Here is a 13,975-nt window from a genome sequence, read left to right as displayed (position 1 = left end):
CGAAACAGGTCGGGTACTGTCCGCAGTTGTGGACGAACGCAGAGATCGACGTATCGGCACCGTCGGAGTGGGGCGCCCTCGAGATCCGCAGGTGGACGACGCCATTCTCACCGCCGCCCGCGAGTTGCTGGCGGAGCAGGGTTACCAGAAGACCACGATCACAGCCATCGCGCGACGGGCTCAACTGGGCACTGCCGCAATTTATCGGCGCTGGGCGACCAAGGAATCCATCATCGAGGATGCGGTCTTCGGAATGCAGGATGCTGCGCTACCGGTGACCACGTCGAATTTGCGTGACGACATGCAGGCCTGGACGAGATGGTTCCTCGCGAGAGTTGCCGAACCGGCAACGCGCGCAGCGATTCCCGGCCTGCTGTCGGCCTACCATCAGGAAGACGGCGCCTACGAACAACTGGTTCGGAGATCGGAAGACCCGGCCCGGCTCGCGCTCGCCGAGCGCGTGCGTGTCGAATTTCCCGAGCGGTCCGACGCGGAAATCGCGTCGACCGCCGATGTGGCCTTCGACATTCTCGTTGCAACCACCATCGTGCGGGGCCTCACGAGTGGCCTCGCCGACGGTGACGCGTTCTGCGCGCGCACTGCGGACGCACTGGTTCTGCTGGTTACGTCGACGGGAACCGAGATCAGCCGGCACCGAGATCAGCCGGCAATGAGGGGCTGACCGAGGCGCTTCCTCCGGTCAGGCGCTCGGCGCTTCGCCCACCCCCCACCTCGAGCGAACGGTACATCGGTCGCCTCAGATGCGCCGAAAGCCACTTTCGCTCAGGGGAGAGGCGGTGCAGAGCGAACAAATCGGACTCGCCGGCGGTGGTGAGAATGTATGAGTGGTCATACTTCTGTCGACTCCAGGGTCCTCCACAGTGTGGATCGCGTACCGTTTCCAGACATGGAATTGACTCGAGTAGCGGTGGGCAGTGGTTCGTGCACCGTTCGGATCGACGGGCCGGTCAGCAAGCATGCGGTACTCCTGCTCCCCGGCAAGGGCGACCCCGTCGACTTGTACGACGATGTGTGTGAGCGACTGCACCATTCGGATCTGCGGACCGTCGCGGTGGAATCGATCGAGAATCTCGACGAGACCTCGGCAGTGGTACTTCTGGACGAGTTGAACATCGCCTGGGTGAATCTGGTCGGTCACCGGGAGGGCGCCGATCTCGCGTGGCTGTTGGCTGCACGTCAGTTCGGCCGCTTCGCGAGTTTGATCGCCGTGGACCGTGGACATCCGTCGGCGAGCGATATTGCCGGCGTACCGCCGGTCGAGGTTCCGACCACCGTAGTCGTGGGCAGTGGAGGTCGGGCCATCGCCGACGCCAGCGGTCGTTTCGTGTACTCCGACTTCCGCGTGACGGAACTTCCGGGTGTCGACGACGTCGTCAAGTCGGCACCGGCCGAACTCGCAACCGAGATCGTGCTGCGTACCAGCCCCTGGTGAAACTCTGACCTACGAAAAGGCGGGCACTCCCACTGCGCGGAGTGCCCGCCTTTTCGGCGTCATTAGGGCTGCGGGGCTCAGATGTCGAGGCCGAGCAGCGCGTTCTCGACCACTTCGGCCAGGGCCGGGTGGATCCAGTACTGGCCGCGTGCCATGTCCTGAGCCGACAAACCGAAGCTCATCGCCTGAATGAGCGGCTGGATGACGGTCGGAGCCTGCGTACCCATGACGTGGGCACCCAGGATGCGTCCGGTGCCGCGTTCGGCGATCACCTTGCAGATGCCCTCCTGATCCTCCATCGCCCAGCCGTACGCGACGTCGCCGTATGCCTGCACCTTGACGGTGATGTCGAGTTCGGCGTCGCGAGCCTGCTTCTCCGTCATTCCGACGTCGGCGATCTGCGGGTCGGTGAACACGGCTGCCGGCACGAAGCGGTGATCGGTGCTGCGAAGCCCGGACGTGTCCTTCCAAGCGTCCTGAAGCAGGTTGTGCTGAACAACGCGCGCTTCATGGTTGGCGACGTGCTTGAGCTGGTACGGCGACGAGACGTCACCGAGTGCGAAGACGCCCTCGGCGGTGGTGCGTTGGTATTCGTCGACCACGACCGAGCCCTTGTCGTCGAGTTCGACGCCGGCCTTGTCGAGACCGAGTAGGTCACCGTTCGGCTGACGACCCACCGCGACGAGGAGAACGTCACCGGAAACGACTGTGCCGTTTGCCAGTTCGACGGCAATGTTGTCGCCGTCGCCGCGTACCGACGTGAGGGGGGAGCCCAGATGGACGTCCCACTTCTGTTCGGCCAACTCGGTGAAGCGCTCGGAGATCTCGTCGTCGAGGTGCCGCAGCAGTCTCTGGCTGCGACCGATGATCGACACGCGAGAACCCAACGCGGAGAACACGTGTGCGAACTCGGTGGCAATGAATCCTGAGCCGACGATCACCAGGTGCTCGGGAAGTTCGGGCAGTCGCATGATGTCTTCGTTGGTGTAGTACTTCACACCACTCGACGCGATCTCTTCCGGGATGATCGGACGCGAACCGGCAGCGATGACCACCTGGTCGGCGGTGATCGTCTCGCCGGTTCCGGTGTCGATCGTCTTGTCGCCGGTGAACGTGGCGTGGCCGCGGTAGACGGTGGTGTTGGGACTGTCTTCGCTGCGGTACCGCTCACCACCTGCGGAAATGGGATCGATGCGGCCGAAGACGCGCTTGACGATGTCGGACCAACGGACGCCGTCGAGCGTGGCGTCGACGCCGTACTTCTCGGCAGTGGTGATGGTGCGTGCCACCTCGGCGGCGTAGACGAACATCTTGGTCGGGATACACCCGACATTGAGACACGTTCCGCCGAAGGTGCCCTCTTCGAGGATTGCGATCTTCTTGCCGTCGAACCGCTCGTCGGGCAGCGAGTTTCCGGATCCGCTGCCGATGATTGCAAGGTCGTAGTGCGTCACTGCGCGATCTCCTGTGTGTTGCTTGCTGTGCTTGCCGAACTTTCTGCGGCCGGAGTGAGGTGGCCGTCGAGCCACTCCAGCCACAGGTCGAGTTCGGAAAAGGCTGTGGCCAAGGGCTTCTCGGTCGAAAGAAACACGTCGTGACGGGCGCCGTCGATCGGGACGATGGTGGTGCGATCGCCGAGGCAACCCGCCCAGCGTGCGATCTGCTTGACGTCGAGAACGGAATCGGCGAGGTCGACGCTCGGGTTGTACGCCTTGGCGAACTGCGACTTCTTCGAGCGCAGAATCAGCGCAGGCACTCCGATGTCGAGGCCGCGGTGAAGTTTCGCGTGACCCGCTCGGACGGCCCGCATCCAGCCGAAGGTGACGGGGCAGCCGGCCAGCGGCTTCCAGTCGAGGTTGTAGTCCCACACTCCGTTTGCCGAAACATGAAGGCTGGAACCGTAAGTCGGTAGTCCGGTTCCCGGGATCACCGTCTTCGCCGATACCCGTCCGAGGGCGTCGATCGCGGTGGTTCCCACGTTACGCACCACCGAGGGGCCCTGAAGATCGAACCAGGGACTGTTGAGCACCAGCCCGCAGATTCCGGCACCGTCGCTGCCACCGGGCTTGCGCTGCAAACGGTTCAGCCACAGCGGGACGATCAGACCGCCGGTCGAGTGCGCCATGAGCAGCACCTCGCTCCCGTCGGTCTCGCTGCGGACGATGCGCAGCGCCTCGTTCAGTTCGGCGTCGTAGAGCGCAAGGTCGGAGACGTAGTGCGCCGTGTGTCCCGGCTTGAGGGATCGCCCGCACTTGCGCAAGTCGAGTGCGAAGAATGCGTAGCCCTGCTCGGCAAAATGCTCGGCCAGGTGCTTCTGGAAGAAGTAGTCGGTGAATCCGTGCACGTACAAGACGGCACGACGTGTCTTCACCGCCTCCTTCCGCGGTTGGTAGCGGACCAGTGTTGCGTCCACCTCGCCTTCGCCGTCCGGATCCGTTCCGAGCGGGATCGTCAGCTGCTGATATCCGTCACCGAGGACGTCTGGAACCCAAGTAGTCACAAATCACAATCTAATCGTCGTTTCGGGTGCGCGTTGTAGAGCACAATTGGGGGTGGTGAACCGCGCGAGTACGCACGGGTAACCTATTCGGCGTAACACAGCAGGCGGATGCGCGCACGGCTAATGACAAGGAAGTCGATTCTCCAGTGTCGAATCAGAACGCGGTAGAGACGAAGACGGATGTAGTGCTCGTGGGCGCAGGCATCATGAGCGCCACGCTGGGTGCATTGCTGCGCCAGCTGCAGCCCGATTGGTCGATCTCGACCTTCGAGCGGCTCGATGCCGTCGCAGCCGAGAGCAGCGACCCCTGGAACAACGCGGGAACCGGTCACTCCGCCCTGTGTGAGCTCAATTACACCCCGGAGAACTCCGACGGCACGGTCGACATCAAGAAGGCCGTCAACGTCAACGAGCAGTTCCAGGTGTCCCGCCAGTTCTGGGCACACGCGGTCGAGCAGGGCGTCCTGACCCAGCCCAAGGAATTCATCAACCCCATCCCACACGTGAGCTTCGTTCACGGTGAGGCCAACGCCAAGTACCTGCGTGCTCGCTACGACGCACTTGCCGGCCATACGCTCTTCCGCGGCATGGAGTACATCGACGATCCGGCCGAGTTCAGCGAGCGTTTGCCGCTCATGGCCAAGGGACGCGACTTCTCCGATCCCATCGCCCTGAACTGGAGCCAGGACGGCACCGACGTCGATTTCGGAGCGCTCACCAAGCAGCTCATCGGCTACATCGGTAAGACCGGCGGCAAGATGTACTTCGGCCACGAGGTCACCAACCTGACCCAGAACTCGGACAAGTCCTGGACCGTCAAGGTCACCAACCGTCGCACCGGTGAAAAGCGCACCGTTCGCTCGCGCTTCGTGTTCGTCGGTGCCGGTGGCGGCGCCCTGCACCTGCTGCAGAAGTCCGGCATCAAGGAAGCCAAGGGCTTCGGTGGCTTCCCGGTCAGCGGTGCTTTCCTGCGATGCACCAACCCCGAACTCATCGACCAGCACAGCGCCAAGGTCTACGGCAAGGCTGCCGTCGGCGCCCCGCCCATGTCGGTGCCGCACCTCGACACCCGTGTCATCGGCAACAAGCCGGGACTGCTGTTCGGCCCATACGCCGGATGGTCGCCGAAGTTCCTCAAGCAGGGTCGCGTCACGGACCTGCCCGGCTCGGTCAAGCCGAACAACATCCTCTCGATGCTCGGCGTCGGCGTCAGCGAGCTCGGCCTGGTCAAGTACCTGGTCAGCGAACTCGCCAAGAACGAAGCCGGTCGCATCTGGGATCTGCGTGAATTCGCGCCCAAGGCGCAGGCTCAGGACTGGGAGCTCATCACCGCGGGCCAGCGCGTCCAGGTGATCCGCCGTGCCAAGGGCAAGGGCGGCGTCCTCGAATTCGGTACCGCTGTGGTCGCCGCTGAGGACGGCTCCATCGCCGGCCTGCTCGGCGCTTCGCCCGGTGCGTCCACGGCCGTCCCGGCGATGCTGGACGTACTAGAGCGCTGCTTCCCGACCGAGTTCCAGGGTTGGAAGGGCAAGCTTCGTGAGATGGTTCCGTCCATCGGCGTCAAACTCACTGACAACGAAGGCCTGTTCAACCAGGTCTGGGATTGGTCCTCGAAGGTTCTCGAGCTCGATTCCGCTGGTGCTTCCGAATCGGCTCCGGTCGCGGATACCGTCGCGACTGTGTGATAGTCCAACCCATGACGGCAACAGCAGCTTTGAAGCGTTCATGGGCACTCGACCTCGACAACAAGACGTTCTACGAGTTGTTGAAGCTTCGAGTGGAGGTCTTTGTCGTCGAGCAGGCCTGCCCGTATCCCGAGTTGGACGGGCGGGACCTGCTGACGGAAACACGCCACTTCTGGCTCGAGCAGGACGGCCAGGTGGTGTGCACACTCCGTCTGCTCGAAGAGCACGACGACGGAAACAAGAGCTTCCGAATCGGACGCCTCTGCACGTCGCGTCAGGCTCGCGGCCAGGGCCACACGACCCGCCTCCTGCAGGCCGCACTGGCCGAGGTCGGCGAAGCGCCGTGTCGGATCAACGCCCAGACCTACCTGGTCGAGATGTACGCCAAGCACGGATTCAAGGCTGACGGCGAAGAGTTCATCGAAGACGGCATCCCGCACACCCCGATGCGCCGTGGCGGGGGAGAGCCTTTCGTGGCTGTCAGCTAGTTTGTCGGAGATTTGACCCTGGTCGGCTCGTGGAAAAGCGAGCCGACTAGGGTTTTTTCGATACCGAATGTTCGCGGGGAAGTCCTGTTCGATCCAGGCGCGGTCCCGCCACTGTGAAAGATCTCTCCTCTACCGACTGACCGGGAGATCTCAGCCAGGTTGCCGCGACATTCGAGTGCAGCCAAATTCTCGGCGAGGAAACCGAGAGGTGGAGGGATATCGACGTGCGAAGTGAAGAAGATCGACCAGTGGCGGGCTTCCCGTTCAGTGCTGTGGTCGGCCAGGATCAATTGCGGTTGGCGCTGATTCTGTGTGCTGTGCATCCGGGGATCGGTGGAGTCCTGGTCCGCGGTGAGAAGGGAACTGCCAAGTCGACGGTCGTGCGCGCGCTGACTGCGCTGCTGCCCGCCGTCGACGACGCCGGAACGACACGACCGGCCCGCTTGGTGGAACTGCCCGTCGGCGCCACCGAGGACCGAGTGATCGGGTCCATCGACCTCGAGAAGGTTCTCCGCGACGGTGAGCGCGCTTTCCAACCTGGACTGCTCGCCGCCGCTCACCAGGGAGTTCTGTACGTCGACGAGGTGAATCTGCTTCACGACCACCTGGTCGACGTGCTTCTCGACGCCGCGGCGATGGGTCGCGTTCACATCGAGCGTGACGGAATCTCCCATTCGCACCCGGCCAAATTCGTACTCGTCGGCACGATGAATCCCGAAGAGGGAGAACTGCGTCCACAGTTGTTGGACCGTTTCGGACTGGCGGTCGATGTCGCAGCTTCCCGCGACGTCGACGTACGCATGGAAGTCGTGCGTCGCCGGCTCGACTACGAGCGCGACCCCGAGGCGTTTGTCGCTCGGTACGAATCCGCCGATGAGGAGCTCGCGGCCGAAATCCTCACGGCGCGTGAGAAACTGGACTCGGTCGAGCTGAGCAACCGCGAGCTGCGTCGTATCGCCTCACTGTGTGCGTCGTTCGACGTCGACGGTATGCGCGCGGACCTGGTGCTGGCGCGCACCGCGACCGCCCACGCTGCCTGGCGAGGCGACAGCGAGGTCACTGCGGAGGACGTGCGAGTGGCTGCGGAACTGACGCTGCCGCATCGCCGCCGCCGCGATCCGTTCGACGAGCCCGGCTTGGATCAGCAGCAGTTGGACGATGCACTCGAGCAGGCCGATCAGGACGCCCAGTCGCAGGTAGAGGACGACGCGCGCGACGGAGAGCCCGAACCTCCCGAGAATCCCGAAGACCATGGCCCTGACGAAGACCGTGGCCAGGAAGATGGTGGCCCCGAAGACGGCGGTCCTGAAGACGAGGGTCCGGACGACGACGGCCCGGAAGACCCTGACGGACCTGGTGGGGGAGTACGCGCTACCGATCGCCCCTCGGCGCCACCGGCCGGCGAATTCAAGGCCAAGCTCCTCGAGGTTCCTGGTGTCGGCGAAGGTGCACCGGGACGCCGCTCGCGGTCCATGTCGCCGCGTGGACGAGTCGTGCGGTCCACGCGGGAACGTGGCCACGGATTGCATCTGACGAGCACGGTCTTCGCCGCGGCCGAGTCTCAAGTTGCCCGTGGTCGCACTGCTGGACGGCTGCGGCTGGCACCTGCTGATCTCCGCGGCGCGATTCGTGAAGGGCGAGAAGGCAATCTGATCGTCTTCGTTGTCGACGCGTCGGGATCGATGGCAGCACGCGACCGCCTCTCCGCGGTCACCGGTGCGGTTGTCTCGTTGCTCCGCGACGCCTATCAGCGCCGCGACAAGGTCGCGGTCATCACTGTCCGTGGTCGTGAAGCAGAGCTCGTACTGCCGCCGACCTCTTCGGTGGACATCGCCGTCCGTCGCCTGCAGTCGATGCGGACCGGCGGCAAATCCCCACTCGCAGAGGGATTCCTGCGTGCTCGCGAAGTGGTTCTGCGTGAACGGCTTCGTGACCCGCAGCGCCGCGCCCTCGTCGTCACGCTCACCGACGGCCGGGCTACCGGCGGCAAGGACGCGCTGCACCGCGCCCGCGTCGCCGCGCATCTTCTTGCCGACGCGTCCGTCGCTTCCATCGTCGTCGACTGCGAGACCGGCCTCGTGCGTCTGGGGCTGGCAGCCGAGTTGGCCCGAGAACTACGTGGCGGTTACGTCCGCCTTGCCGAATTGTCAGCGCAGCAGGTCGCGGGTGTCGTCCGCGCCGCAGCCTAGATCCCAGCTCAGGAGTTCACGATGCCCAAGGGTGTTCCCGAGACAGTTCCCGACGACGGTCTGACCACGCGTCAGCGTCGTAACGCGCCGGTACTTGCCGTGCACACCGGCCCGGGAAAGGGTAAGTCCACCGCCGCTTTCGGCATGGCGCTGCGTGCCTGGAATCAAGGGTTCGACATCGGCGTGTTCCAGTTCGTGAAGAGTGCCAAGTGGAAGGTCGGCGAGGAAGCCGCGTTCCGCGCGCTCGGAAACCTGCATGACGAAACCGGCGTCGGTGGGCCGGTGCAGTGGCACAAGATGGGCGAAGGTTGGTCATGGACACGCAAGGCCGGTAGCGAGGAAGATCATGCTGCTGCCGCTGCGGAGGGTTGGCAGGAGATCGCGAGAAGGCTTGCAGGCGAAGAGCATCGATTCTACGTCCTCGACGAGTTCACGTACCCGCTCAAGTGGGGTTGGGTGGACGTGGACGAGGTAGTGCAGACACTGCGCGATCGCCCAGGCAACCAGCATGTTGTCATCACGGGGCGTGATGCCCCGCAGGCGCTGATCGACGCCGCCGACCTCGTGACCGAAATGACGAAGATCAAGCACCCGATGGATGCCGGCCGAAAGGGTCAACGGGGCATCGAATGGTAAGTCCTTCCACTCCGGCCGTGGTGATCGCCGCTCCTGCCTCGGGTAGCGGAAAGACCACGGTGGCAACGGGATTGATCGGCGCGCTGCGACGGTCCGGAAGCAGCGTTGCACCCTTCAAAGTGGGGCCGGACTACATCGACCCGGGTTATCACGGACTCGCGGCAGGGCGGCCCGGACGCAACCTCGACACTGTCCTGGTCGGCCCGGATCGCATCGGACCGCTCTACCGGCATGGAACCGCCGGCTGCGACATCGCCGTGGTCGAAGGTGTCATGGGTCTGTTCGACGGAAAGATCGACGAGGCCAACTCGCAGCCGTCGGCGGAGGGATCGACGGCGCAGGTCGCGTCGATCCTCGGTTCGCCGGTAGTCCTCGTGATCGACGCCCGTGGGCACAGTCAGAGTCTGGCCGCCGTACTCCACGGCTTCGCGACCTACGACGCAGGTGTGCGCATCGGCGGCGTCATTCTCAATCGCGTCGGGAGCGCTCGTCACGAGCAGGTGTTGCGTCATGCGTGCGACAAGGTCGGCGTCGCAGTGCTCGGAGTTGTGCCACGGTTGACGGAACTCGAAGTTCCCTCCCGGCACCTCGGTCTGATTCCGGCGGCCGAGCACGGCGCCGCCGCTGTGGCCGCAGTGGACGCGATGTCCGACTTGATTGCCTCGCACGTCGAACTGGACGCTGTTCGTGCACTGGCCGCCTCGAACGTGGGTGCAGCTGCATGGGATCCGGTTGCCGAGGTCGGCGCACACGCAGAGTCTCGCCCTGTGGTTGCCATGGCGGGCGGCCCGGCCTTCACCTTCGGCTATGCCGAGCACCGTGAACTCCTGACTGCCGCCGGCGCGGACGTGCAGGTGTTCGACCCGTTGCGTGACGAGCTTCCCGCGGGAACTGCTGCTCTTGTCCTTCCTGGCGGGTTCCCGGAAGAGCATGCGGTGGACCTCGCGGCCAATACCGTTCTGCTGCAGCAGGTTCGTGACCTGGCGGACGGCGGTGCGCCGATCCACGCCGAGTGTGCCGGTCTGCTCTACCTCGCTCGCAGCTTGGACGGTCACAGCATGGCCGGTGTTGTCGGGGTGGATGCCACATTCGGGAAACGCCTGACCCTCGGGTACCGCGAAGCAGTGGCGATCAGCGACTCCAGCCTCTTCGAAGCAGGCTTCCGCGTCACCGGTCACGAGTTCCACCGAACGTCTCTCGTCTCGGCAGACGCGGACGGTTGCGGAAGTGCGTGGGGGTGGCGGCCCTGGGACGGCGGCAGTGTCCGCGAAGGATTTGTTCGCGGCGGCGTCCACGCGTCGTATCTCCACACTCATCCGGTGGGGCAGCCCGAATCGATCGCGAAGTTCGTCGATGCCGCACGGGGATGACCTCTGTATAGGCGTTGGATTCACGACGAGCGCCACCGCGAAGGACATCGTCGCTGCGGTGAACGCGGTGCTGCAGGAGCGAGCGAGGATCGTGGTCCTCGCCACTGCGACCGGCAAGGCGGCGTCTGCAGCTCTGCTCGCTGCCGCCGATGAACTGAACGTCCCGATTGTGAGTTTCGACCCGGACGTACTTGGGCGAGTTCAGGTTCCGTCACCGTCGACTCGCGTCGAGCACGCGATCGGGACGGCAAGCGTCGCGGAAGCGGCGGCGATCCTCGCCTCCGGGGGCGGCCCGCTCCTAGTGGCCAAGACTGCCAGGGATGGAGTGACCGTGGCGGCGGCCCGTAAAGTTCCCTCCAGCTTGAACAATTCTGACGACGAAACGGAGTGCGAGTGAGCGAGTCCACCGCAGACGAGACCAACTACTTGGTCGGCCTCAACCTGACCGATCGACGCGTGGTCGTGTTCGGTGGCGGCACTGTGGCTCAGCGCCGACTCGGACTGCTGGTCGCCTCTGGTGCCCGTGTTCACGTCATCAGTCGCGCGTTCACTCCAGCCGTCGAAGGTATGGCCACGGCCGGGCAGATCACGGTCGAAGAGCGCCCGTACGCCGACGGCGACCTCGAAGGTGCGTGGTATGCCATCGCCTCGACCGACGAGCCGGAAACCAATGCGGCGATCGTCGCCGAGGCGGAGCGTCGCCACATCTTCTGCGTGCGCGCCGACAACGCGAAGCACGGTACCGCGGTAACTCCCGCCAGCGCCGAGTACGACGGTATGAGTATCGGAATTCTTGCCGGCGGCGATCACCGTCGTTCGGCAGCAGTCCGCACCGCGGTCGTCGAAGGTCTTCAGTCGGGCGTGCTCGCCGATACGGCCGAGCCGGCCGCTGCGGGCGTTGCTCTCGTCGGTGGTGGCCCCGGTGACCCCGACCTGATCACCGTGCGTGGACGCCGTTTGCTCGCACGCGCTGACGTCGTCGTGGCCGACCGATTGGCTCCGCCGGAGTTGCTCGCCGAACTGGGTCCGGACGTCGAGGTGATCGACGCCGCGAAGATCCCGTACGGCCGTGCCATGGCTCAGGAGGCCATCAACGCCGCGCTGATCGACAACGCGAAGGCAGGCAAGTTCGTGGTCCGCCTCAAGGGCGGGGACCCGTACGTCTTCGGGCGGGGATACGAAGAACTCGAAGCGTGTGCCGCTGCCGGCGTTCCGGTGACCGTAGTGCCCGGAATCACGAGCGCGATCTCGGTCCCGTCGGCCGCAGGCATCCCGGTGACCCACCGCGGCGTCACCCACGAGTTCGTCGTCGTCAGTGGTCACGTGGCTCCGGATCATCCGGATTCGCTGGTCGACTGGTCGGCACTGGCCAAGTTGCGCGGCACGATCGTGCTGCTCATGGCGGTCGAGCGCATCGATCAGTTCGCGAGGGCGCTCGTCGACGGTGGACGCCCGTCAACAACGCCGGTCACCGTGATCCAAGAGGGCACTCTGCGCACCCAGCGTGAACTTCGGGCCGATCTGGCGACCGTTGCTCAGCGCGTCAAAGACGAGGAGATCAAGCCTCCGGCGATCATCGTGATCGGGCCGGTCGCGGGCTTTTCCGTCGACGCTGGGTAACGTGAAGTCTTGTGTCTGATTCCCCAACATCTGAAACCGCTTCGGCGAATGCCCCGGTAGCGACTCGAGTCATCGGGCTCGCCATCATCGTCCTGAGTGGTTTGCAGATGATGGTGGTGCTCGACGGCACCGTCGCGAACCTCGCGCTGGCGCCATTGCAGGCAGACCTCGGGCTGAGCGACAGTGGTCGTAATTGGGTGTTGACCTCGTACGCGCTTGCGTTCGGTGGGCTCATGCTCCTCGGTGGTCGCCTCGGTGACGCGTACGGGCGCAAGAAGATGTTCATCGCGGGAGTCTCGCTGTTCACGGTGGCGTCGTTGCTCTGTGGTCTCGCCCTGAACGAGGGCATGTTGATCGCGGCGCGGGCGCTTCAAGGTGTCGGCGCAGCCGTGGCGTCGCCCACCGCCTTCGCCCTTGTTGCCACGACTTTCGCCGCGGGTCCGGCTCGTAATCAGGCCATCGCGATTTTTGCCGCCATGACGGGCGTCGGATCGATCGCCGGTCTGATCATCGGCGGCGCATTGACCGAGGTGTCATGGCGACTGATCTTCCTCATCAACGTCCCGATCGGGATCGCGCTCGTCGGCATGGCGTTCCGCGCCCTTCGCGAGACGAATCAGACGCGTCTGGCTTTGGATGTCCCCGGCGCGATCCTCGCGACCCTCGGTTGTACCGGTGTTGTTTTTGCTCTCACCGAAGGCCCGGAAATGGGATGGGGGAGTATCGCCGTCATCGGTGCATTGGCGGCCGGACTGGTCGCCCTCGCTGCCTTCCTCTTCGTCGAGCGAACTGCGGACAACCCGCTCTTGCCCTTCTCGTTGTTCGCCGATCGCAACCGTGTCGCGACGTTCCTCGCCATCTTCTTCGTCGGTGGCGCGATGTTCAGCATGACGGCCTTCGTCGCACTGTTCGTGCAAGACATCATGCAGTATTCGCCGTTGCGTGCCGGTATCGCGTTCATTCCGTTCGCGTTCGGATTGGGCGCCGCCGCGTCGGTTGCTTCCAAGCTCGCCGTGAAGGTTCAACCCCGTTGGCTGGTCCTCACCGGCGTCGTGATCATGATCGTCGGACTCCTCTACGGATCTACTCTCGATTCCGATTCCACCTACCTGGCCAACTTGTTCGTGCCCGTGATCGGGATCGGATTCGGTATCGGCCTCGCGATGGTGCCCTTGCCACTGTGCGCGATCGCCGGTGTGCCGGAGACCGAGATCGGCCCGCTGACGGCCATCGCTCAGGTTGCCCAGACGCTCGGTGGGCCACTGGCGCTGTCGGTGATCGGTGCGATGGCGACGTCGAAGACGCTCTCGCTCGGCGGCACTTCGGGCAAGGCAGCGGACATGAATCCGGCGCAATTGATCGCACTCGGAGAGGGATACACCTTCGCACTCGTGGGCTGCGCGGTCTGCGCGGTGTTCGCCGGTATCGCGGCGCTGTGCATCAGGTTCACACCTTCTCAGGTAGCCCAGGCTCAGGCTGCGGAGAAGGCTGCTCAGGGAATCGCCTGATCAGTCCTGTTTTTCCGCTTCGCTAGCCGATACGATCGTTGCAGGACGTGCCGAGAGTCTCGACGAATCGGGGTGCCGTGATGCGGATCGCGGACATATTGCGAAACAAGGGCAACAGCATCGTCACGATCGACGCCCATACGACGGTCAACGGGTTGCTGTGCGATCTTGCCCGCCACAACATCGGAGCCATGGTGGTGGTCGACGACGACGCGGTGGTCGGCATCATCTCCGAACGCGATGTCGTTCGACGCCTGCACGAGCGTGGCCCGGACCTTCTCGGGATCCAGGTTTCCGAGGTCATGACCGCTCTGATGTACACGTGCGTTCCGGCAGACGCGGTGGACAGCATTGCCGCGATCATGACCGAGCGTCGAATCCGACATCTGCCGGTGATCGAGGACGGCAACCTCCTCGGCATCGTCAGTATCGGTGACGTGGTGAAGAGCCGCATCGACGAGCTCAAGAGCGAACGCGATCAGCTCGAGTCGTACATCGATCAGGGCTGATCGATAGGTTGTCGCAC

13 protein-coding genes are annotated in these 13,975 nt (G+C 64.4%); 11 read left to right on the top strand and 2 right to left on the bottom strand.

Annotated elements, in window-relative coordinates; genetic code table 11:
• Window positions 1-28 precede the first annotated feature (28 nt).
• Window positions 29-682: a TetR/AcrR family transcriptional regulator gene (locus tag CPI83_RS16880; RefSeq protein WP_232816765.1), complete on the top strand. Its 654-nt coding sequence runs from the start codon at window positions 29-31 to the stop codon at window positions 680-682.
• Between the two features lie 225 nt (window positions 683-907).
• Window positions 908-1,453: a hypothetical protein gene (locus CPI83_RS16875; RefSeq protein WP_003942671.1), complete on the top strand. Its 546-nt coding sequence runs from the start codon at window positions 908-910 to the stop codon at window positions 1,451-1,453.
• Between the two features lie 77 nt (window positions 1,454-1,530).
• On the opposite strand, the gene mtr is transcribed toward CPI83_RS16875, so the two are convergent.
• Complete coding sequence (gene mtr / locus CPI83_RS16870) at window positions 1,531-2,907, bottom strand: mycothione reductase (RefSeq protein WP_097387465.1); 1,377 nt, start codon at window positions 2,905-2,907, stop codon at window positions 1,531-1,533.
• The gene (locus tag CPI83_RS16865) at window positions 2,904-3,953 is read right to left on the bottom strand and encodes an alpha/beta hydrolase (protein ID WP_020907416.1); all 1,050 of its coding nucleotides are present in this window, start codon (window positions 3,951-3,953) and stop codon (window positions 2,904-2,906) included. The genes mtr and CPI83_RS16865 overlap by 4 nt, the downstream gene beginning before the upstream one ends.
• A 146-nt stretch (window positions 3,954-4,099) precedes the next feature.
• On the opposite strand from CPI83_RS16865, the gene mqo reads away from it, so the two are divergent.
• From mqo to CPI83_RS16820, 9 genes are all read left to right on the top strand, one after another.
• On the top strand, window positions 4,100-5,638 hold the full coding sequence (gene mqo / locus CPI83_RS16860) for a malate dehydrogenase (quinone) (protein ID WP_020907417.1): 1,539 nt from the start codon (window positions 4,100-4,102) through the stop codon (window positions 5,636-5,638).
• Window positions 5,639-5,649: 11 nt separating this feature from the next.
• Window positions 5,650-6,126: a GNAT family N-acetyltransferase gene (locus CPI83_RS16855; protein ID WP_003942808.1), complete on the top strand. Its 477-nt coding sequence runs from the start codon at window positions 5,650-5,652 to the stop codon at window positions 6,124-6,126.
• A gap of 224 nt (window positions 6,127-6,350) precedes the next feature.
• The gene (locus CPI83_RS16850) at window positions 6,351-8,315 is read left to right on the top strand and encodes a magnesium chelatase subunit D family protein (RefSeq protein WP_232816764.1); all 1,965 of its coding nucleotides are present in this window, start codon (window positions 6,351-6,353) and stop codon (window positions 8,313-8,315) included.
• Window positions 8,316-8,336: 21 nt separating this feature from the next.
• Entirely contained in the window at window positions 8,337-8,951 is a 615-nt protein-coding gene (gene cobO / locus CPI83_RS16845) for a cob(I)yrinic acid a,c-diamide adenosyltransferase (RefSeq protein WP_019748043.1), read from the top strand.
• A complete protein-coding gene (locus CPI83_RS16840) occupies window positions 8,945-10,321 on the top strand; it encodes a cobyrinate a,c-diamide synthase (RefSeq protein ID WP_020907419.1) in 1,377 nt (458 codons plus the stop codon). The genes cobO and CPI83_RS16840 overlap by 7 nt, the downstream gene beginning before the upstream one ends.
• Window positions 10,305-10,718, top strand: a complete 414-nt coding sequence (locus CPI83_RS16835; protein ID WP_041814958.1) for a cobalamin biosynthesis protein — start codon at window positions 10,305-10,307, stop codon at window positions 10,716-10,718. Before CPI83_RS16840 ends, CPI83_RS16835 begins: the two co-directional genes overlap by 17 nt.
• On the top strand, window positions 10,715-11,941 hold the full coding sequence (gene cobA / locus CPI83_RS16830) for a uroporphyrinogen-III C-methyltransferase (protein WP_019748046.1): 1,227 nt from the start codon (window positions 10,715-10,717) through the stop codon (window positions 11,939-11,941). Before CPI83_RS16835 ends, cobA begins: the two co-directional genes overlap by 4 nt.
• A 107-nt stretch (window positions 11,942-12,048) precedes the next feature.
• Entirely contained in the window at window positions 12,049-13,449 is a 1,401-nt protein-coding gene (locus CPI83_RS16825; protein ID WP_228118107.1) for an MFS transporter, read from the top strand.
• 80 nt (window positions 13,450-13,529) lie between these two features.
• Window positions 13,530-13,958, top strand: coding sequence for a CBS domain-containing protein (locus CPI83_RS16820; RefSeq protein ID WP_007735005.1), 429 nt, complete (start codon window positions 13,530-13,532; stop codon window positions 13,956-13,958).
• The last annotated feature ends 17 nt before the right edge of the window (window positions 13,959-13,975 follow it).

The sequence above is a fragment of the Rhodococcus sp. H-CA8f genome (genome assembly GCF_002501585.1).
Classification (GTDB): Bacteria; Actinomycetota; Actinomycetes; order Mycobacteriales; family Mycobacteriaceae; genus Rhodococcus_F; species Rhodococcus_F erythropolis.
The sequence above is the reverse complement of the archived record's forward strand: the minus strand, read 5'-3'. Positions and strand labels throughout refer to the sequence as shown.

What these genes read in the sequence shown, in the direction of transcription:
- CPI83_RS16820 (WP_007735005.1), top strand. Translation starts at nt 13,530, where the DNA reads ATGCGGATCGCGGACATATTGCGAAACAAGGGCAACAGCATCGTCACG.
- CPI83_RS16840 (WP_020907419.1), top strand. Translation starts at nt 8,945, where the DNA reads ATGGTAAGTCCTTCCACTCCGGCCGTGGTGATCGCCGCTCCTGCCTCG.
- CPI83_RS16855 (WP_003942808.1), top strand. Translation starts at nt 5,650, where the DNA reads ATGACGGCAACAGCAGCTTTGAAGCGTTCATGGGCACTCGACCTCGAC.
- CPI83_RS16825 (WP_228118107.1), top strand. Translation starts at nt 12,049, where the DNA reads ATGATGGTGGTGCTCGACGGCACCGTCGCGAACCTCGCGCTGGCGCCA.
- cobO (WP_019748043.1), top strand. Translation starts at nt 8,337, where the DNA reads ATGCCCAAGGGTGTTCCCGAGACAGTTCCCGACGACGGTCTGACCACG.
- CPI83_RS16835 (WP_041814958.1), top strand. Translation starts at nt 10,305, where the DNA reads ATGCCGCACGGGGATGACCTCTGTATAGGCGTTGGATTCACGACGAGC.
- CPI83_RS16875 (WP_003942671.1), top strand. Translation starts at nt 908, where the DNA reads ATGGAATTGACTCGAGTAGCGGTGGGCAGTGGTTCGTGCACCGTTCGG.